This is a genomic window from Microbulbifer harenosus, from assembly GCF_005771435.1.
Lineage (GTDB): Bacteria > Pseudomonadota > Gammaproteobacteria > Pseudomonadales > Cellvibrionaceae > Microbulbifer > Microbulbifer harenosus.
The window spans coordinates 80,442-100,706 of the sequence record NZ_VANI01000014.1 but is presented as its reverse complement, the minus strand read 5'-3'; the positions used below and the strand labels follow the sequence as shown (position 1 = coordinate 100,706).

The following is a 20,265-nucleotide window of genomic DNA, read 5'->3' as shown; positions in this document are numbered from 1 at the left end:
GGGCGCGTCATCACTTTTCTAGCGCCTGAATTCACCTGCCTACGTGACGCCGTTTCCACTTCCGGATTTTTACCCGGTGTGCGTGAACTGTGCCCTCTCACCAACCCTCTCTCGTACGTCTTTATAACGGCCTTATAAAAAGTCATACATTTCATACGAATCTCGCAGAGATTCACATCCATAAAAAAACCGAGAGAAAATGGAGGTCCACGCAATGCGTTTGTCGCATTTATTACTGTCCGCCACGGTGTGCTTTGCCGCGCCGGCGGTATTCGCCGCCCAGGCGACAATGAACGTCACCAACGATTGGGGACAAGGCGCTCAGGCGGAAATCGTCGTGCTGAATGACGAAACCGCACCAATTTCCAACTGGACGGTGGAGTTCGACCTGGACGCGGAGATCACCCAGATGTGGAACGGGGTGGTACTGTCCCAAAGCGGCGACCACTATGTGGTGGGGCCCGCGGCCTATAACAGTACTATCGGCGTCAACGGCCAGGTCAGTATCGGCTTTATTGCCAGCCCGGGAGGCCTTGACACCGTAGCCGTGACCGTCCATACGGAGGGCGGCAGCTCATCCGGCGGTTCGAGCAGCTCTTCATCCAGCAGCAGCTCGTCTTCGAGTTCCTCAAGCAGTTCCAGCAGCAGCTCCTCAAGCAGTTCGTCCAGCTCTTCCGGCGGCAGCTCATCGTCGTCTTCCAGCTCCTCCTCCGGCTCGTCGACGTCTTCGTCGTCCGGCGGTTCCGGCAGTGGTTATCTGAGCTATGAGCAGAGCGGCTTTATTACGGTGGATCAGTTCGGCTATCTGCCGAACAGCGAGAAAGTGGCGGTGTTGCGCGACCCGCAGCAGGGCTATGACGCCGCCGACAGCTACTCGCCACCCGCTGAGATACACGTGGTGAATACCGACAACGGCCAGATCGTGCATACGGCACAACCGCAAGCCTGGAATGGTGGGGCCACGGCAGAGTTTTCTGGCGACCGCGTCTGGCATGTGGACTTTTCTGCGGTGACCGCCAGTGGCGATTACATCCTCGCTGATGCGTCCGGCGAATTGCGCTCGGCGGAGTTCCGCATCGCCGCGGATGTGTACCGGCCGGTGCTCGAGCAAGCGGTGCGCACCTTCTTCTACCAGCGCGTCGGTTTCCCCAAGCAGGCGCCCTATGCCGATGCCCGCTGGGCCGACGGGGCGAGCCATCTGGGCGCCGGGCAGGATCCGCAGGCGCGCCGGTACAATGCTACTGGCGACGCATCCAGTGAAAGGGATCTGCGCGGAGGCTGGTACGACGCGGGCGATTACAACAAGTACACCAACTGGCATGCGGACTACCTGATTTCGCTGCTCCACAGCTACCGCGAAAACCCCGCAGTGTGGACCGACGATTTCAATATTCCAGAATCCGGCAACGGCATGCCCGACCTGCTGGATGAGGTGAAATGGGGCATGGACTGGCTGGTGCGCATGCAGGAGAGTAACGGTTCCGTACTCTCGGTGATGGGCCTGTCTCACGCCAGCCCGCCGTCTGCTGCCAGTGGCGCCAGTACCTATGGCCCTGCCACCACCGCCGCCACCTACAGCAGCGCCGCCGCCTTCGCCCTCGGCAGCCACGTACTCGGGCAGATGCCGGGCATGCAGAGCTACGCCGCAGACCTGAGCGCGCGCGCGGAGTCCGCGTGGCAGTGGGCACAAGCCAATCCCGCCGTCACTTTCCACAACGCCGATAACGGTGTTGCCGCCGGCGAACAGGAAGTGGATGACTACGGCCGCTTCGCCAAGAGCCTGATAGCGGCGATCAACCTCTACCGCGCCACCGGCAAAGCGGCGTATCGCAGCTATGTGGAGAGTAACTATCAGACAGCGCATCTCATGGAGTGGAGCTGGGTATCCATCTGGGAAACGGAGTTGCAGCATGCATTGCTCTACTTCGCGTCTCTACCCGGTGTGGACGGCAGCGTCGCCAGCAGTATCCGCAGTACCTATGCCACGGGCATGAATGGCGATGACAACTGGCCGGCGGTTACCGGCAACAGCGATGCCTATCGCGCTTACATCCCGCAGTACACCTGGGGCAGCAACCGCAGTCAGGCGCACCAGGGCAACCTGTTTCTGGACCAGCTCCAGTACAACGCGGGCACGCCAGGAGAAACCGCCGCGCGCAACGCCGCCCTGCGTAACCTCAACTACCTGCACGGCGTCAATCCACAGGGCAAGGTGTACCTGTCCAATATGGGTGAGTTCGGTGCGGAGAACTCGGTGGACAGCTTCTACCACAGCTGGTTTACCGACGGCAGCCCGCAGTGGGATTCCGTTTCCGGTTCTTCCTACGGTCCGGCCCCGGGCTTCCTGGTGGGCGGCCCTAACCCCAGCTACGATTGGGACACCTGCTGCCCCAACAGCTGCGGCAGCCCGGAAAACAACGCCCGCTGCGGTATCGCCCCACCGGCACCGCCCTACGGCCAGCCCGCACAGAAGTCATTCCTCGACTTCAATACCAGCTGGCCGCTGAACTCCTGGGCGGTCACCGAAAACCACAACATGTATCAGGTGGCGTATATCCGCCTGCTGTCCAAGTTTGTTTCTGACGGCAACTGATCCTTTCTATCGGGGGGCGGTATCGCCCCCCAATCTTCCCGATTTCCCAACGCACTCATCCAGCAGGGAATTGCCGGCCGCTTGCACTAGTCTTTAGACGATGCCTGTAACCAAACTGCGTCGCCTATGTCGAATCCCAGTCGCGTCCTTGTTCTGAACAGCGGCAGCTCATCGCTGAAGTTCGCCGTGATCGACCCGTACAGTGGCACGCTTGACCTGAGCGGCATTGGCGATGCGTTGGGGCAGGATGAACCGACGGTCAGCTGGAAGTGCGATGGTAGAACCCAGTCCAGCGGGTTGCCCGCGGAGGCGCAGCACAGCGACGTGATCCGTTTTCTGGTGGACGAAATCCTGAGCAAATGCGCGGATCTACAGGAGCACCTGATCGCCGTCGGCCACAGAGTGGTGCACGGCGGAGAAAAGTTCTCCCACTCGGTACTGATCGACGACGCAGTACTCAATACCATTCGCGACTGCATAGCACTGGCACCCCTGCACAACCCCGCCGCCGTGCAGGGGATTGAAGCGGCGTTTAACGCGTTTCCAGACCTGCCGCAGGTCGCGGTGTTCGACACGGCCTTTCACCAGTCCATGCCGCGCCATGCGTATATCTATGCCCTGCCCTACGAGCTCTACCGCGACCATGGTCTCCGCCGCTACGGTATGCACGGCACCAGTCACCGCTTTGTTACTGAGCGCGCCGCGGAGCTGCTGAACCTGCCGGTTAACGAGGTCAATATCATCTCTGCCCACCTGGGCAACGGCGCGTCCATCACTGCGATACGCGACGGCCACAGTGTGGATACCAGCATGGGGCTGACACCACTGGAAGGCCTTGTTATGGGCACCCGCAGCGGCGATGTGGACCCGGGGCTGATAATGCATCTGGCCAGCCGGCTGGATTACCGAGTGAAAGAAATCAACGAGCTGCTGAACAGGAAAAGCGGGCTGCTGGGAATTTCCGAACTGAGCAGTGACTGCCGTGCACTGGAGCAGGCTGCAGCGGAGGGCCACGATGGCGCGCAGCTGGCTCTGGATATTTTCTGTTACCGTCTCGCAAAGTACATCGCCTCCTACCACGGTGTGCTATCGCAAGTAGATGCTCTCGTGTTCACTGGCGGCATTGGTGAAAATTCGAGTCTGGTGCGAGAAAAAGTACTCGCACATCTTGATGGCCTCGGTTACGAGCTGGACATGGCGCGAAACCTGCGCGCGCGCTTCGGTGAGGAAGGCCCGATCTCCACGGAGCGCTCTGCGGTAACACTGGTGATTCCCACGAACGAAGAATGGGTGATCGCCCGCGACACCGCCAGCCTGGCTCCCCCCAACAGGCCAAATGGCGACCCCAGTTCGAGGGAGTGATCCATGTCGCGCACCATCATGCTGGTTCCCATTAGTGCCGGTGTCGGTATTACCTCCGTCAGTCTCGGTATCCTGCGCGCACTGGAACGTAACGGTGTCAGCGTCAGTTTTTACAAACCCATCGCGGAAGCGGTAAAAAACGAGAAAAACCGCGATCGCAGTAACGAGATACTGCGCACCGCCGCCAATCTGAAAGTACCCGACTCTTTCTCGATGCAACATGCGGAATCCCTTATCGGCCGCGGCGACCTTTCGGATTTGTTGGAAGAAGTCCTTGCGCGCTTCAACGACAGCGCGAATCAAGCGGATGTCGCGATCATCGAGGGACTAGTCCCCAACTCCGAAAACCAATTCGCCAATCAGCTGAACCTTCAGATTGCGAAAACGCTGGATGCGGAGATTGTGTTGGTGGTGTGCCCCAATCTGGACTCACCACAGCAGCTCAAGAATCGCCTTGAGATGGCCATGGGGAGGTTTGGCGGAAGCCGGTCGGGCCGAGTGGTAGGATGTATCGTCAACAAGGTAGGGGCGCCTTCGCAGGTACCGGATACCCCGGGCGCGGATATCACCGGGGTTTTCGAAGGCCCAAAGGTCCACCAGGGTAGCCTGGAAATTCTCTCGTTGTTTGGCAAAAGTCCGCTGCCCATTATTGGCTGTATTCCGTGGAATGCGGATCTGGTGGCGCCGCGGGCCAAGGATCTGGCGGATCACTTTCAGGCGGAAATCGTCAATTATGGTGAACTGGATACACGCCGCCTGCGCAGCGTTACCTTCTGTTCCCGCTCGCTCGGCAATATGATTTACCGCTTTGAGCCCGGATCAATGCTGGTTTCCTCCGGCGATCGCCCGGATGTCATCGTCGCCGCCTGCCTCGCCGCCATGAACGGCATTAAAATAGGCTGCCTGCTTCTGACCGGTGGCTACAACATTGAACCGATGGTGCGCAAACTCTGTGCACCAGCCATGGAAACCGGGCTGCCGGTAATTCTGGTCGATACCAATACCTGGCAGACGGCACTGCAATTGCAGTCATTCAACATGGAAACCCCCACCGACGACCTTGAGCGCATCGAAAAAGTACAAGACTTCATTGCTGGACACCTGGACAACCACTGGGTGGAATCCCTTGGGCGGGACTCCAATCGACCCAAACGGCTTTCGCCACCGGCCTTCCGCTTTTATCTCACCGAGCGTGCGCGCCGAGCCAACAAGCGCATCGTGCTGCCAGAGGGCGATGAGCCGCGCACCGTCAAGGCCGCACTCACCTGCGCCGAACGCGGTATCGCGCGGCCGGTATTGCTGGGAGATCCAAAAGAAATCCACCGTGTCGCCGAGCAGCAGGGCCTCACTCTCAGCGACAAGGTAGAAATCATCGACCCGAAAACTGCGCGCAATAAATACGTCGAGCCAATGGTGAAATTACGCAAAAGCAAAGGGCTGACAGACATCGTTGCTAAAGAGCAGCTGCAGGATAATGTGGTGCTCGGCACCATGATGCTGGCGGAGGGTGAAGTGGATGGTCTGGTCTCCGGCGCAGTACACACCACCGCCAATACCATCCGTCCCGCGCTGCAATTGATCAAGACCGCACCTGGCGCAAGCCTGGTGTCTTCGGTGTTTTTCATGTTGCTACCGGACCAGGTGCTGGTTTATGGCGACTGCGCCATCAACCCGGACCCAAACGCTGAAGAGCTTGCAGACATCGCGATCCAGTCCGCGGACTCCGCCAGCGCCTTTGGTATCGAGCCCAGAGTGGCCATGATCAGCTACTCCACCGGCACCTCGGGTAGCGGCAGCGACGTGGATAAAGTGCGCGAGGCCACCAAGCTCGCCCAGAAAAAGCGCCCGGACCTGGTGATTGACGGACCACTGCAGTACGACGCCGCGATCATGGAAAATGTGGCCAGGAAAAAAGCACCGGAGAGCCCGGTCGCCGGGCGCGCAACGGTGTTCATCTTCCCCGACCTCAACACCGGCAATACCACCTATAAGGCGGTGCAGCGCAGCGCCGACCTGATCAGTATCGGCCCCATGTTGCAGGGAATGCGCAAACCAGTGAACGATCTATCGCGGGGGGCGCTGGTGGATGACATCATCTACACCATTGCGTTAACGGCGATCCAGGCCAGCCAGCTTGAATAAATGCTAAATCAATCTTCAATTATTGCGGAGCCGGCACTGATTACACATATTGCGGTCAGTCGGTACATTTGCTTGATGTTCAAGCTAAACGACAGAAGATGTCTGGTTTTGGCGATCATCCACAGGCCTTGTTTTTGGTGAGCGGTGAAAGATCTAAAGCTCGCCACGGCGATGCTTTTCTCCCAGGCCTTTGATCAGATCCAGCAAGCCGGCGTCGTAGAGGAAGTTGTCGGCGAAGGTGATTTCCTGTGGCGAAAAGTGCTCTGCTCTAGACACTAGGCGGCTTTTTCTGGACCGATTGACGATTGCGTAACCGCCCACACCGCGACCAGCGCTCATAGAACGCTGAATACATAACATTTCACCCTCCACGTCCTCGTCGGCGCTGGTCATGGCACCGGCGTGCAGACCGCCCTGTGCCGGTGGCTTGCGGAACTCGGTGAGCGCATCGGCGAACCAAGGCAATACCCCGAGGGGGAAATCGGCCTGCGAGCATCGGTACTTGAGCGTACCATTTTTACGCAGCCAGCTGTCAGCCTTCAATATGCTCAGGTGATCTCTCTGCTGTACAAAGACAACGGTATCACCCTCGTTAGGGTCCGTTGTTCTCGCCAACTCCACGGTGCCATACGGCAGTTTTTCGTGGTGCTCGATTCTTGGTAGTTGTTCTTTAACCGGGTATTTCGGTTTTTGTATCCAACTCATTTAAACCCCTTGGAGACATAGGCAATAGCGCCGGCCTCTTCCAATTGTTGCAAATTGACTGGTTGCCGCTCGAAGTTCAGCGTTTCCACCGCACCGTAGTGGTTGCCGGACCCGGCGATCTTGTCCCGGGTGAGGCCATTGCCTTCGTAGTATTGGTTGTTGCCGACGGTGCCCTGCATTTCCAAGCGCTGCTTAAGGAGGCTTTTCTCTGTTTCGGAAAGATCGGTGGTGTCCAGATAGTCCTCAAAGTTGTCTATGTTTGTAGACCACTTGTTCGCCAGAAATTCTTTATCCACCGCCTCCTGGTAGTGCCAGCCATACTGATCCTGAAACTCGGGTATCATGACCGTGTCGGTAAATTCCTTAGGGAATTCCTTCGGCAACTCCCGGTTGGCAAACTCACTGACCTTGTCAAAGGTGGCCGGTACACTTTTTACACCGGTGAGAGGCGCTGCCTTTTCGGTGTCGATGACAATCAGTGTGTACTCGGCGTCGGGGTCGTAGTCGAGGCCGAGCTTGTCCGAAATCAGGCGCGCATTGGTATCGGCATCCTCTAGCTGATCGAAGCTGGTGGACCAGTATTTGGCACCGTTGCCGCTGACGCCTCGCATGGGTGCCCCAAGCATGCCCGGTGCTCCGTTGTTGGTCAGGTAGCGGCTTTCCATAAAGCGGACCTGATAGCGTTCCTTCGAGATATCGCCGGTTTCGGCCAGGGCTTTCAGCTCCGCATCAGTGTACTTGGGCTGGTAGCCGTTGCGGGCAATTTCGTCCGCCATAGAGTTCAGGCGGCTGACGGCATCCTCGAGAGACGTGGGTGGGATGCCTTTGCGTTGGCTGAAATCGGTTTTCTCATGGGGTTTCGGTTTCTTCCGGGTATCGGGGACGACCTCGACTGGTTTGGCAACCTCCACTTCGCCGAGACTTTCAAAGTCCTGCAGGCCGAGCGCCTGAACGATTTCACGCTTTTTTTCCCGCTACAGCTGCTTCGTTCCCGAGTATTTACAGCTCGCCACGGCGATACTTTTCTCCCAGGTCTTTGATCAGATCCAGCAAGCCGGCGTCGTAGAGGAAGTTGTCGGCGAAGGTGATTCTGTGGGGCGAAAAATGTTCTTCTAAGCGCGCTGAGTGGTCTTTTCTGGAGCGATTGACGATGGAATAGCCGCCCACACCGCGGCCCGCGCTCATGGCACGCTGGATACACAGCATCTCGCCCTCCACGTCCTCATCGGCACTGGTCATGGCACCGGCGTGCAGGCCGCCCTGTGCCGGGGGTTTGCGAAACTCGGTGAGGGTATCGGCGAACCAGGGCAATACGCCGAGGGGGAAATCCACTTGTGAGCATCGGTAATGGGGTGTGCCATCTTTAAGCAGCCAGCTACCGGCCTCCAACACACTCAGGAACTTTCCCTGGCGTACAAAAAAAATAGTGTACCTTTCACTGTTGGGGTCAGCTATTCTTGCCAGCTCCACGGCGCCCTCCGGCAGCTGTTCATGGTGCGCGATTTTGGGCAGTTGTTCTTTTACCGGGTATTTCGGTTTTTGGAACCAATTCATTTAAACCCCTTAGAGACATAGGCAATAGCGCCGGCCTCTTCCAGTTGTTGCAGATTGACCGGTTGCCGCTCGAAGTTCAGCGTTTCCACCGCGCCGTAGTGATTGCCGGACCCGGCGATCTTGTCCCGGGTCAGGCCATTGCCCTCGTAGTACTGGTTGTTGCCCACGGTGCCTTGCATTTCCAAGCGCTGCTTAAGGAGGCTTTTCTCTGTTTCGGAAAGATCGGTGGTGTCCAGATAGTCCTCAAAATCATCTATTTTTGTAGACCATTTATCCTCCAGAAATTTTCTATCCACGGCCTCCTGGTAGTGCCACCCATACTGATCCTGAAACTCGGGCGTCATAACCGTATCGGTAAACTGCTTGGGAAATTCCTCTGGCAGCTCCCGGTTGGCAAACTCACTGACCTTGTCAAAAGTGGCCGGTACGCTTTTCACACCGGTGAGAGGCGCGGCCTTTTCGGTGTCGATGACGATCAAGGTATATTTTGCTGTTGGGTCATAGTCGAGGCCAAGCTTCTCCGAAATCAGGCGCGCATTGGTATCCGCGTCTTCCAACTGATCGAAGCTGGTGGACCAGTACTTGGCGCCGTTGCCGCTGACGCCTCGCATGGGCGCCCCAAGCATGCCCGGTGCTCCGTTGTTGGTCAGGTGGCGGCTTTCCATAAAGCGGACCTGATAGCGTTCCTTCGAAATATCGCCGGTTTCGGCCAGGGCTTTCAGCTCGGCATCTGTGTATTTGGGCTGGTAGCCGTTGCGGGCAATTTCGTCCGCCATAGAGTTCAGGCGGCTGACGGCATCCTCGAGAGACGTGGGAGGGATGCCTTTGCGTTGGCTGAAATCGGTTTTCTCACGGGGTTTCGGCTTCTTCTTCCGGGTATCGGGGGCGATGTCGGCTGGCCTGGCAACCTCCACCTCGCCGAGACTTTCAAAGTCCTCGAAGCTCGCTGTTTGCTTGGCCGGGGCATGGCGGTTCCTGAGCATTCTGGCTTGTTTGATCTGTTCTCCAAACTGCAACAGCAACTGCCCGACCTTGCGGAACTTGGCAAAATGCCGGGTCAGGCTTGCTGCGCTGGCGGCGAGGCCGGCGCCGCCGGTTACTGCCGCCAGGAGTATGGTGAACAGGACTTCAAACGCCGCGGCACCGGAGAATTCAGTGATTTCAATGGCGTGTTGGGCTTTAACGTAGTCTTTGACGAAGCGCCGGAGGTCGGCCTGCAGGGCTGGGTCTTCCCAGATGAGATCGGCGAGTTCCGTGGCGTGTTGGAACTGTTCGCGGGTAATGGCGGTGGGATCGAAGCCGAGTACCTGTACGATCTCACGCTTTTCCGCGGTTAGAATTTCATCCTGATAGGCAGCCATCAGGTTTTCGCCGTTGTCGCTGCGCTGCGTTGCCCGGTAGGCGGCTTGTACACCCCGCAGGCTGCGTTGCAGTGGGCTCACCACATCGTTGACGTCTTTCAGCCACTGCGCAAAACCCGAGCCCGCCTGCCACAGGCCGGTGAGGAAGGCGCCGGTATAAATCAGCCCGCGATTAACCGACGTTTCCTGCCGCAGTTGTCTGGCGTGTTGCGAGGCTTCGGCTCTTTCGGCCGCAACAATTGCTAGCAGTGCCTGGCGAATCTTCACTCGCAGCAAATTGCGGGTATCGTGCGGCTGTTCTTCCTTGGTTTTTTTCGCGCTGCCGGCATGGATAAACCGGAGGTTTCCCTGATGTATGGCGTCGAGAATCCGCGGCCAGCGGCCGGGTAAAAACCCGATGCCGATATGGGGATGGTGCGCATGGGTACTGAAAATCCCGACGGAATTCATATCCTGCCAGCCGGACCCTGGTTGGCTGAAGAGGCTTCGCTCGAGGTCTCCACCATAGAGGCTGAACAGTTCATCTTCCGCCGCCGCCAACTGATGAACATCAATGCGCCCGAGCGTCTCCAGCGCTGTGAAATAATCGGCAATGGCCAGGGATGCTATTCGGTTACCGGAGGTGAGTTGGTACGTATTTCCCAAATTATCCGTAAGGGTGCAAAACGACATATCCGTGTCATATTCCGTGAAATGATAAATTTTGAGCGCGAGAAACTAACACGAATCATGAAGAGGGGGGAGGGAAAATTTCCCAAAATTTTGTGGAGAACTACTTAAAACACTTCTAAAAATTCGTTTCCCCGTCACCCCCGAGAAGGCGCGGGCCAAGTAGCCACGGGGTTTCTAGATTCTCGCCTTCGCGGGAATGACGGTTTTTAGAGATATCCTTAGACAGGGGTAGGCGCTAGCGCCAGATCTGACACTTCCCCCAGAGGACGGTCTTTTTCAAGAAATAACACCAGCGAACCCGCGACCAGATAAGCCTCCAGACGATGCTCAAACGTATCGCTGTATTCAAATTCCATGCGCTCAAGACATTCGTGTACGAATTTGTATTCCGGCGCTTTGCTTTTGCAAACGCTTCGCCCTTTGCGCACTATTGGCCACAGATCCCAGAGCTTGCGCCCCTCTTCTTTCAGTGCTTTCAACGCCACCGCGAGCCGGGCTTCTTCCAAAGTGAGGTCGGTACCGAGGGGGTAGTACGGCAGCAACTGCAGGCGGTGCCCTTGGGCGAAGACCGCATGTATGCGCTCTGGTGTGTTGTTACGGAATACTTCCGGAATGGTGTAGTCCGCCTCTATTTTGCCGGCAGCTTTGGCTTTGTCCATCAGCTCCTGCTGGAAGCGTGAATCGGCAATGCACAGCATGGCAGCAATAACGTCGCGGTCGGATTTTCCGCGCAGGTTGGCAACACCGTACTCAGTGACAACGATATCCCGCAGGTGTCGGGGAATGGTGCAATGGGGATATTCCCAGATGATGTTGCTGCGTATGCGGCCACCGGCCAGACGTGTGCTGGCGAGAGCTATCACCGAGCGGCCCCCGGGCAATTCGTGGGCCTGGGCAACAAAGTTATACTGGCCGCCCACACCGCTGACCACCTGCCCGTTTTCCAGCCCATCGGAAATCACCGCGCCGTTCAGGGTGACCATCATCGCGGAGTTGACGAAACGCGCGTGCTGACGCTGGGCGATCTTGAGGTCGCGGTCTTTTTGCAGCTCATTGATGTAATCAATGGCGGTCATATTGATGCCGGCCATTTCCTGTGCCGGCATTTCCCGCAATGCGCGGTACATAGCGGTGGAACCGAGATAAAAACCACCGTGCAACCAAGTACCATCAGGCAGTGGCTTACCGGCGCAACTGCCCAGGAGTTTATTGCGCCCGGCGCCGCTGTGCAGATCGCACTCTTCGATCTCGCCGTGCTCATCGAGAAAGCGGTGACCGCGCCAGCTATAACGAGGATCGACAATACCTACCGCCTGCAGGAACCGTGTGTCCGCCTCCGTCAGCGGGCATTGGATACGCCCGGCATCGCGCAGGGCAATCAGGGTGTTTTCGTCAATGGTATCGCTGATGACACCGTCATTCAGCAGCTTCTGCAGTGTCGCATCGGAAAACACCTTCCGCTTCAGCACTCCGGCGCGACGCAGGTGCAGGAAACCTTCGGGCACCATCTCACTGGCACCGTACAGGCCCTTCTGGAAATCGCTCAGTTCCAGCGGCTGCTTGAACAGGACACGCTCGGTATCCACATCCAGGGACTGCAAAATATCCCGGTAATCCGCATTGTTGCAGTGGCGCAGGCGCAGCACGTGACAAATGGCATCGCCCAGTGTACCGATTCCCACCTGCAGGGTACCGCCGTCGCGTACCAGGCCGGCAATATGAAACGCAAGCGCATAATCGGTCAGGCGTACCGGGGCGTTGGGAGCAGCGAAAAGCTCCTTCGTGAATGCTTCCCCCTCGAGCAGGAAGTCGAACCTGTCGGCGGCAACCCGCGCATCGCCACCGACAAAAGGCAGCCGCGGATTCACTTCTCCCACCAGCGTAATCGGCCCGTGTCCGCGCTCCCGCGCCAGCTCAAGTACCGGTAGCGTCAGGTCGGGATTGCTGCTTAGGCTGTAATCGCCGCTGCCGTCCGCAGCTGGCGAAATCATCTGTGCGATCACGTTGACGCCGCGATCAAGCAGGTCCCGCGGCACGTGGGTGTAATTGGCGCTGACGTAACTCTGCTGCACGGAGTTCACATGCAGGAAGCTGCCGGGCTGCAGAAAAAATTCGCACACCTCCACATTGGCCGGCAGCAGTCCGTTGCGACGGGCCTGGTTGTAGGCCAGGTCCTGATAGTCCGCGTAGAGCCGGTCCAGCAATGGCTGCACAAAACGCCGATGTAATTCATTGTCCGCGGATGGGCGCTCAAGGGTCAGTGCGGTATAGATAGTAAGTTCAATTTCCGGGTCTTGTTCCGCTCGCGCGTACAAGGTATTGGCAAACTGGTTGGCCTTGCCAAGCCCGAGGGGCAGCCCCAATACAATGCGTTTTCCAACCTTCTCCAGCACCGCATCCACACAGATCTCGGCTGCATTGAACGTTTCCGGTTTTGCCATGGATGCTTCCAACCTTTATCTGCCAGCCGGGGAAAGCGACTCGTAGTGATCCACCTGTATGGCTTTGTTGACGGCGGCAGCCGTCGCGCGGATTTTCTTTGCCTCGTCTTCACTGATCAGTTTTTCCTCCAGCGCAGCGTCGATGGCATCGTCATTCAGTGCGCGCAGTCCACCTTTTCTCATCCTGTTGCGAATACTTTCAGTCTGGTGGCTGCTGATGAAGGCCTGTTCGACGATGTCGATGCCGTCGCCGGGATTGCCGAGAAATACACCGCGGGTCAAACGGTCGCGGGTATCACCGGGCTTCATGATCAGATCGGCACAGGCGCGCGCCTGGCGGTCGGAAGCGGCGCGAATACTGTGGCCCCAGGGCATGGTGAGGAACTGCATTATCTGGCCTACAAAACGCACCGGGAAGTTGTGGAACACCTCGATCAGACTTACCTCGATATTGTGGAAACCGGCGCGCATGGCGAATTCCAGCAGCGGGCGATCGGCTGCGGGGCTGCCGTCGTCATTGAAACGCTTGAGGGTGGCACTCATCAGGTAGAGTTCACTGAGCACGTCTCCGAGCCGCGCGGAGATCAGTTCTTTGCGCTTCAATTCTCCACCGAGCACCATCAGGGAAATTTCAGTCACCAGCGTCAGCACTGCGGAATAACGGTTCATCTGGCGGTAGTACTTAGCCGCGCTGCCAACGCCTTGCGGGCTGCTGGCAAACAGGCCCCCGGTCCAGCCGTGGAAGACGGCCCGGCAGAAAGTTTTGAGCTGGAACAGCACGTGCTTCGGCAACAGCGCATCCAGCTGCTTCAAGCCTTCGGCTTCGTCTTCATTGGTGGCCGCCTCCATTTCCTGTAAAAGGTATGGGTGGCAGCGGATGGCGCCCTGCCCGAAGATCATCAGGCTGCGAGTGAGAATATTGGCACCTTCTACCGTGATCGCCACTGGTACCGCACGGTACACATTACCGAGATAGTTCATCGGCCCGTCCATAATGGCCTTCCCAGCGTGGATATCCATGGCGTCATTGATGGCCTGGCGCAGCCCATTGGTAGCATGGGCCTTCATGATTGCCGAGACTACCGCCGGCTTGCGCCCCTGATCCAGCGCGCGGGTTGTTGTCATGTGCGCGGAGTCCAGCACATAGGCAATTGCGGCTATCTCTGCGAGTCGGCGCTGGACACCCTCGAACTTTCCGATGGGAATGCCAAATTGCTCGCGGATGTGCGCATAGGCCCCGGTTGTGCGCGCTGCGAGTTTCGCACCACCCGTGGAGAGCGATGGCAGTGAAATACCGCGGCCAGCCGCAAGCGCACTCATCAACATGTGCCAGCCTCGCCCGATATTCTCCTGCCCTCCTATGATCCAATCCATGGGGATGAATACATCCTCACCCCAATTGGGTCCGTTCATGAACGCCTGCAGCGCCGGCAGGTGACGCTGGCCAATCTTCACCCCGGGTGTGTCGGTGGGTACAAGAGCCACAGTAATACCGAGATCCTCCTCCTCGCCGAGGATGTGATCCGGGTCGTAGAGTTTAAAAGCAAGCCCTAGAATCGTCGCCACCGGACCAAGAGTAATGTAGCGCTTGTGCCAGTTCACGCGCATACCGAGGGTTTTCTCGCCCTTGTATTCCTGATAGCAGACCACACCGTTGTCCACCATGGAGGCGGCGTCAGACCCCGCTTCCGGACTGGTGAGACCAAAACAGGGAATCTCACGGCCATCGGCGAGTCGCGGCAGGTAATGGTTCTTCTGTGCCTCGGTACCATGTGCCATCAGCAGTTCACCAGGGCCGAGGGAGTTCGGCACCATCACGGTGACGCCGACGCTGGTGCTACGGGTGGAAATTTTGGTGACGATCTGCGCGTGTGCGGTGGGCGAAAAACCGAGGCCACCGAATTCTTCGGGAATGATGATGCCAAAGAAGCGGTTCTTTTTGAGGAATTCCCAGATCTCTGGCGAAATGTCGTGATCTTCGTAGGAAATTTTCCAGTCGTCGACCATCTTGCACAGTTCTTCCACCGGGCCGTCCAGAAACGCCTGTTCCGCGTCCGTCAGCTCTGGGGGGCCCATATTCAGCAATTGATCCCAATCCGGTTTTCCGGATAACAGTTGCGCATCCCACCACACTTCCCCCGCCTCCATGGCCTCGCGTTCGGTATCGGAAATCGGCGGCAGTACTTTTTTGATCCACTTTAACAGCGGCGCGGTGATCCACTTCTGGCGCAGGTTGCTCATCACTTATCCTTGTCAGCTGAAAACAGCGACATTCACTGCCTATACAGCGATGCCACAAAAAATTGATACAGAGACTTGCCTGCAACTATAGGCAATGAACAGCCACTGGTTGCGATCAGGCGAATGCCAGAGTGCCAACACCGCAGAAAATTATCAATGCGGCGAGCAGACGCTGGGTGGAGAAACGCTCGTTGAGCAAAACCACGGAAATGATGGAGGCAAACAGGATGCTGACTTCGCGGGTAGCGGCCACCGCGGCGACGGGCATCATCGATGTGGCCCAGAGCGCAATACCGAAGCCGCCAGTGGCGAGCACGCCGGACAGGGAGCTGCGCAGCAGATTCGCGCGGGCGAATGCCAGCCCTTTCATCGGACGGGTAAACAACACGGCAAGGATGACACCGCCACCGGAGAGAATTTCCAGCCAGGCCACATAGCTGAGTGGGTTGGCGACACTGCGCACCCCCGCGGCGCCGAGTGTCGTGTACCCGGTAATGGCGATACCGGTGCCAAGGGAGTAAAAGATTCCGCGCCCGCTGACTTTCAGTTCCTTCATGATCAGCGCGAAGATGCCGCAGGTCACAAGCAATATGCCGGTAAGCTGCAGCGGTGCGAGCGATTCATCCAGGAACAGTAATGCGGCAATCGCTACCATCAGTGGTGTGACGCCCCGCGCCATGGGATAGGCGGTGCCGTAATCCAGTGCCTGATACGAACGGGAAAGCAGGAAGAAGTACAGATACTGGAAGAAGGCCCCACCGATCAGAAAGCCCAGCGCATTTTTTCCAGGCAATGGGAGTTGCGTCGCCAGGGCCGCGCCAACCAGCAAGCCGACACTGCGAATCATCGCCAGCTGCAGGAAACCTTCGCCGCTGTGCTTTACCACGGCATTCCACACGGCGTGGGCAAGGGCAGACAGCAGGACCAGCGCAAATAAAACAGTCTCAGATATTTCCAATTTGAATAAGAGGTTGGGGAGAAACTATCACGCCGTTATTATCAGCGTACAAATACTCTCCAGGTTTAAAGGTGACGCCGCCAAAAGTCACTGCGATATCGCGTTCACCGACCCCTTTTTTGTCGGTCTTCATGGGGTGGCTTCCGAGCGCCTGTACTCCTAACTCTAGTCCAGAAATGGCATCCACATCGCGGATGCAGCCGTACATAAGGATACCTTCCCATCCGTTCAAGGTAGCCTTCTCCGCCAGAAGATCGCCGAGACAGGCGCGGCGCATGGAGCCACCAGCGTCCACTACCAGTACCTTGCCGGTGCCCGCTTCCGCCACCAGGTCCCGCACCAACGAGTTATCTTCGAAGCACTTGATAGTCACTATCTGGCCGCCAAACCGCTCTCTGCCGCCGTAGTTGATGAACATCGGTTCCACCACACAGACCAGGTCCGGAAATGTGTCGCAAAGATCAGGGGTGGAAATTGTTGTGGCTTGCATAAAAAGGCTCCTGCCGAATAACGGGTTGCAAAATATTGACCAACCCATCTTAGCGGCGAGCCCGGTTCCGCGCAGTGCACAAATAAAAATGCCGGGAATTACCCTGATGGATAATCCCGGCGAAGAACTCACCCTCTTCTATCTGGGCAAGCGGTTTAAGAGCCGGCAAGCTGGCTTACCAATTCAGACATTCTTGCCAGGTCACCGGCGAATTTTCTCCCTGTAACATCACCTCAATAGCTCACTCTTACCGGCATACCCACCCGGGCGTACTGGTAAAACTTACTCGCCATGTGCGGGGGCATACGCACGCAGCCGTGGGACGCCGGATAGCGCGGCACATGGCCGGAGGCGTGCAGACCGATACCACCATTGAACCGGATGTAGTGATTCATTTTCGCCCCGCGATAGTGGGTACCGGGCGGGCGGCGATGCTTGCGCGTATCTACGTCGGCTTTCACCACGCGTCCGGTGGAACTATCGACGTAGCTGCCGTAGATGCTGGAGCGGTGGTTGGGGCGCTTTGCCAGCACGCGGAAATTACCAGGGCTTGTGCTGAACCCGCGCTTGCCGGAAGAGATCAGCGACACGCCGACCAGGCGCGAACCTTTGTAAAAGTAGGCTTTCTGCTCCGAGAGATTGATTCTGATGGAGGGCGAACCGGAAGAGTTCATCGCCGCTGCATCGTCGAACCAATTGACACCGCCATGAGCATTGACCGGGTTCGCCCACAAGCCGCCCACAAGCGCTCCTAACAACAGCATGAACATAAGCAGCATGCGCCACCACGCCTGCGTGGAGTCCACAGATGTCGCAATCGTATGCCCACCACCGCGGGCAGCGAACACTGCACCTGGAGGTGACGAGACCGGGGGACATTCAGTCTGGAGCTTTTGCAATGTGCATTTCGAACTACTTTGCATGGTGGCACCTCAATCAGGATTCAACTCGTCAGAACTTCAATCGAAGGTTTCAACTGCGTGCACAGTGCAGCAGTGCAAGTCAGGTTTCCCGAAAATCATCCGGGGAATTCCGGACTTTTTTCGGGAACCTTTCCGATTCTATTGACTGGGTACGATGCTCTTAGACTGATTTACATGCCCAGAACCCCCTGTTATGGGGATTGGCAATTGACTTAGCGTGGAGGAAAAATGTTCACAAGGTTATGAACCAACAGCCGGCAAAGATGCTTTTATTGAAAAGCGGGCAATGGTGGGAAATTGTTTCAGGCGGGGATGAAAAAAAAGCGACTGGAAAAGTCGCTTTTTTCAGAGTCAAGCTGAATCAGGGGCTGAGTCAGTGACGATCGGTAAGTTCGGGGCTTCTGTATCAGGCCTTCTGGCTGTTCGCCAGGTACAACCAGGTGTCTACCGCGGTATCCGGATTCAGGGAAACGCTGTCGATGCCCTCTTCCATCAACCACTGGGCAAAATCCTTGTGGTCGGACGGACCCTGGCCGCAGATACCCACGTACTTGCCCGCTTTCTTACACGCCTGAATAGCGCGGGACAGCAGCATTTTTACTGCAGGATCGCGCTCATCGAACAGCTCCGCTACCAGCCCTGAATCCCGGTCCAGCCCCAGGGTCAACTGGGTCAGGTCATTGGAACCGATGGAGAAACCGTCGAAGTACTGCAGGAACTCATCTGCCAGCAGTGCATTGGATGGCAACTCACACATCATGATGAGCTTGAGGCCATTCTCGCCCCGCTTCAGGCCGTTTTCCTCCAACAACTCAACAACCTGACGGGCCTCATCAGGAGTGCGCACGAAGGGCACCATGATTTCCACATTGGTAAGCCCCATTTCGTCGCGCACTTTTTTCAGCGCGCGGCACTCAAGCGCAAAGCATTCGCGGAAATCCTTTGAGCGGTAGCGCGATGCGCCGCGAAAACCCAACATCGGGTTTTCCTCACTGGGCTCGTACATCTGACCACCCACAAGGTGCGCATACTCATTGGACTTGAAGTCCGACAGGCGCACAATGGTACGGTTTGGTGCAAAGGCCGCAGCCAGTGTGGAAATGCCCTCCACCAGTTTCTCGACAATAAAATCTTCCGGCGAGGCGTATCCGCCGATGCGGTTGCGGATATTCTGTTGCAGATCTGCCGGCAGGCGATCCAGCTCAAGCAAGGCCTTGGGGTGAATACCGATCATGCGGTTGAGGATGAACTCAAGCCGCGCAAGCCCCACGCCCTGATTCGGCAGATTGCTGAACGCAAATGCGCGGTCCGGATTGCCGACATTGAGCATGATCTTGAACGGCAGCTCCGGCATGTCACTCACTTCGGTGAGAGAACGCTCGAAGTCCAACTGACCGGACATCACAAATCCGGTGTCACCCTCCGCGCAGGTGACGGTGACCGGGGTACCAGTCGTCAGCTTGTCCGTAGCATCACCACAGCCTACGACCGCCGGAATCCCCAGTTCACGGGCAATGATCGCGGCGTGACAGGTGCGACCGCCGCGGTTGGTGACGATGGCACTGGCTTTCTTCAATACCGGCTCCCAGTCGGGATCGGTCATGTCGGTAACCAGAACGTCGCCATCCTGCATTTTTGCCATGTCTTCTACAGATTCCAGCACCCGCACGGGGCCGGCGCCAATACGCTGGCCAATAGCGCGCCCTTCACACAGGATGTCGCCGCGCTCCTGCAGTTTGTAGCGCTCAATGCTGGTACCGGTATCCCGGGAGCGCACAGTCTCCGGGCGCGCCTGAACGATAAACAGCTTGCCGCTGTCGCCGTCCTTGGCCCATTCAATGTCCATCGGACGCTGATAGTGGGCCTCGATTTTGCGCGCCTGGTTGGCGAGATCGGTAAGTTCTGCATCGCTCAGCGCGAAGCGCAGGCGGTCCTGCTCGGAGACCGGCACGGTTTTGACCGAGCGTCCACATTCGCCGCTCGCATCGTAGACCATCTTGATCGCCTTGCTGCCGCGGTTGCGGCGCAGAATAGCCGGTCGGCCGGCTTCCAGGGCAGGCTTGTAAAGGTAGAACTCGTCCGGGTTTACCGCACCCTGTACCACGGTTTCACCGAGGCCGTAGGCGGCGGTAATGAAGATCACATCGCGGAATCCGCTCTCGGTATCCAGGGTGAACATGACTCCGGAAGCACCGGTTTCACTGCGTACCATGTGCTGAATGCCCGCAGACAGCGCAACACCAACATCTGCGTAGCCGGTGTGCACCCGGTAAGCGATAGCGCGATCGTTATACAGGGAGGCAAACACTTCTTTTACTGCCTGCAGCACCGCGTCGATACCGCGGATGTTCAGGAAGGTCTCCTGCTGACCGGCGAAAGATGCATCCGGCAGGTCTTCCGCAGTCGCCGAGGAGCGCACGGCCACCGCCGTTTCGCCGCCACCGAGGGTGTCATAACCTGCGCGGATCTCCGCTTCGAGTTGCGCGGGGAACGGCGCATCCAGCAACCAGTTGCGGATCTCCTCTCCCGCTGCCGCCAGCGCCGTGACATCACCTACATCCAGACCTTTAAGTCGCTCGGCAATCCGGGTATCCAGCTTGGCACCGGCGAGAAACTCACGAAAAGCGTCAGCGGTAGTGGCAAAACCACCCGGAACGCTGACGCCCGCGCCGGAGAGCGAAGAAATCATTTCACCCAGTGATGCGTTTTTGCCGCCGACCTTGTCGACATCCGCCATGCCCAGCTTCGCGAATTCGAGAGTGTAACTGCTCAATGGATTGCCCTCTGCAACTGCGTGTTCAGGCCGCCGATTATAAGGAAGGG

14 protein-coding genes are annotated in these 20,265 nt (G+C 57.6%); 4 read left to right on the top strand and 10 right to left on the bottom strand.

Annotation, left to right across the window (positions count from 1 at the left end; translation table 11 throughout):
• The first annotated feature begins 214 nt into the window (after positions 1–214).
• The 3 genes from FDY93_RS13475 to pta all read left to right on the top strand — a co-directional run bounded on the left by FDY93_RS13475 (position 215) and on the right by pta (position 6,097).
• On the top strand, positions 215–2,593 hold the full coding sequence (locus FDY93_RS13475) for a glycoside hydrolase family 9 protein (protein WP_181954063.1): 2,379 nt from the start codon (positions 215–217) through the stop codon (positions 2,591–2,593).
• Positions 2,594–2,719: 126 nt separating this feature from the next.
• The gene (locus FDY93_RS13470) at positions 2,720–3,955 is read left to right on the top strand and encodes an acetate kinase (RefSeq protein WP_138236277.1); all 1,236 of its coding nucleotides are present in this window, start codon (positions 2,720–2,722) and stop codon (positions 3,953–3,955) included.
• A 3-nt stretch (positions 3,956–3,958) separates the two neighbouring features.
• On the top strand, positions 3,959–6,097 hold the full coding sequence (gene pta / locus FDY93_RS13465) for a phosphate acetyltransferase (RefSeq protein ID WP_138236276.1): 2,139 nt from the start codon (positions 3,959–3,961) through the stop codon (positions 6,095–6,097).
• A 153-nt stretch (positions 6,098–6,250) separates the two neighbouring features.
• On the opposite strand, the gene FDY93_RS13460 is transcribed toward pta, so the two are convergent.
• The 8 genes from FDY93_RS13460 to rraA form a co-directional block, all read right to left on the bottom strand.
• Positions 6,251–6,802, bottom strand: coding sequence for a hypothetical protein (locus tag FDY93_RS13460; protein ID WP_138236275.1), 552 nt, complete (start codon positions 6,800–6,802; stop codon positions 6,251–6,253).
• On the bottom strand, positions 6,799–7,713 hold the full coding sequence (locus FDY93_RS19785; RefSeq protein WP_246068579.1) for a hypothetical protein: 915 nt from the start codon (positions 7,711–7,713) through the stop codon (positions 6,799–6,801). The genes FDY93_RS13460 and FDY93_RS19785 overlap by 4 nt, the downstream gene beginning before the upstream one ends.
• An 88-nt stretch (positions 7,714–7,801) precedes the next feature.
• A complete protein-coding gene (locus FDY93_RS13450; protein ID WP_138236274.1) occupies positions 7,802–8,356 on the bottom strand; it encodes a hypothetical protein in 555 nt (184 codons plus the stop codon).
• Positions 8,353–10,389 carry a hypothetical protein gene (locus FDY93_RS19780; RefSeq protein ID WP_246068578.1) on the bottom strand — a complete coding sequence of 679 codons (2,037 nt, stop codon included), beginning with the start codon at positions 10,387–10,389 and terminating at the stop codon, positions 8,353–8,355. The genes FDY93_RS13450 and FDY93_RS19780 overlap by 4 nt, the downstream gene beginning before the upstream one ends.
• 218 nt (positions 10,390–10,607) lie before the next feature.
• Positions 10,608–12,830, bottom strand: a complete 2,223-nt coding sequence (locus FDY93_RS13440) for an acetyl-CoA hydrolase/transferase C-terminal domain-containing protein (protein ID WP_138236273.1) — start codon at positions 12,828–12,830, stop codon at positions 10,608–10,610.
• A gap of 15 nt (positions 12,831–12,845) precedes the next feature.
• Positions 12,846–15,071, bottom strand: a complete 2,226-nt coding sequence (locus FDY93_RS13435) for an acyl-CoA dehydrogenase (RefSeq protein WP_171018985.1) — start codon at positions 15,069–15,071, stop codon at positions 12,846–12,848.
• 115 nt (positions 15,072–15,186) lie between these two features.
• On the bottom strand, positions 15,187–15,957 hold the full coding sequence (locus FDY93_RS13430) for a DMT family transporter (RefSeq protein ID WP_138236271.1): 771 nt from the start codon (positions 15,955–15,957) through the stop codon (positions 15,187–15,189).
• A gap of 58 nt (positions 15,958–16,015) precedes the next feature.
• A complete protein-coding gene (rraA, locus tag FDY93_RS13425) occupies positions 16,016–16,519 on the bottom strand; it encodes a ribonuclease E activity regulator RraA (protein ID WP_138236270.1) in 504 nt (167 codons plus the stop codon).
• Here rraA and FDY93_RS13420 point away from each other — a divergent pair.
• The gene (locus tag FDY93_RS13420; RefSeq protein WP_220446194.1) at positions 16,509–16,745 is read left to right on the top strand and encodes a hypothetical protein; all 237 of its coding nucleotides are present in this window, start codon (positions 16,509–16,511) and stop codon (positions 16,743–16,745) included. The genes rraA and FDY93_RS13420 overlap by 11 nt on opposite strands.
• A gap of 7 nt (positions 16,746–16,752) precedes the next feature.
• On the opposite strand, the gene FDY93_RS13415 is transcribed toward FDY93_RS13420, so the two are convergent.
• Together FDY93_RS13415 and ppsA are read right to left on the bottom strand one after the other, a co-directional pair.
• Positions 16,753–17,298 carry a L,D-transpeptidase family protein gene (locus FDY93_RS13415; protein ID WP_240914242.1) on the bottom strand — a complete coding sequence of 182 codons (546 nt, stop codon included), beginning with the start codon at positions 17,296–17,298 and terminating at the stop codon, positions 16,753–16,755.
• A 550-nt stretch (positions 17,299–17,848) separates the two neighbouring features.
• Positions 17,849–20,215 carry a phosphoenolpyruvate synthase gene (gene ppsA, locus FDY93_RS13410; protein WP_138236268.1) on the bottom strand — a complete coding sequence of 789 codons (2,367 nt, stop codon included), beginning with the start codon at positions 20,213–20,215 and terminating at the stop codon, positions 17,849–17,851.
• Positions 20,216–20,265: the final 50 nt, after the last annotated feature.

Bases quoted from the DNA above. Each gene is read 5' to 3' on its own strand.
- FDY93_RS13460 (WP_138236275.1), bottom strand. From the start codon at position 6,802: ATGAGTTGGATACAAAAACCGAAATACCCGGTTAAAGAACAACTACCA.
- FDY93_RS13415 (WP_240914242.1), bottom strand. From the start codon at position 17,298: ATGCTGCTTATGTTCATGCTGTTGTTAGGAGCGCTTGTGGGCGGCTTG.
- FDY93_RS13435 (WP_171018985.1), bottom strand. From the start codon at position 15,071: ATGAGCAACCTGCGCCAGAAGTGGATCACCGCGCCGCTGTTAAAGTGG.
- pta (WP_138236276.1), top strand. From the start codon at position 3,959: ATGTCGCGCACCATCATGCTGGTTCCCATTAGTGCCGGTGTCGGTATT.
- FDY93_RS13440 (WP_138236273.1), bottom strand. From the start codon at position 12,830: ATGGCAAAACCGGAAACGTTCAATGCAGCCGAGATCTGTGTGGATGCG.
- FDY93_RS13450 (WP_138236274.1), bottom strand. From the start codon at position 8,356: ATGAATTGGTTCCAAAAACCGAAATACCCGGTAAAAGAACAACTGCCC.
- rraA (WP_138236270.1), bottom strand. From the start codon at position 16,519: ATGCAAGCCACAACAATTTCCACCCCTGATCTTTGCGACACATTTCCG.
- FDY93_RS13470 (WP_138236277.1), top strand. From the start codon at position 2,720: ATGTCGAATCCCAGTCGCGTCCTTGTTCTGAACAGCGGCAGCTCATCG.
- FDY93_RS19780 (WP_246068578.1), bottom strand. From the start codon at position 10,389: ATGTCGTTTTGCACCCTTACGGATAATTTGGGAAATACGTACCAACTC.
- FDY93_RS13475 (WP_181954063.1), top strand. From the start codon at position 215: ATGCGTTTGTCGCATTTATTACTGTCCGCCACGGTGTGCTTTGCCGCG.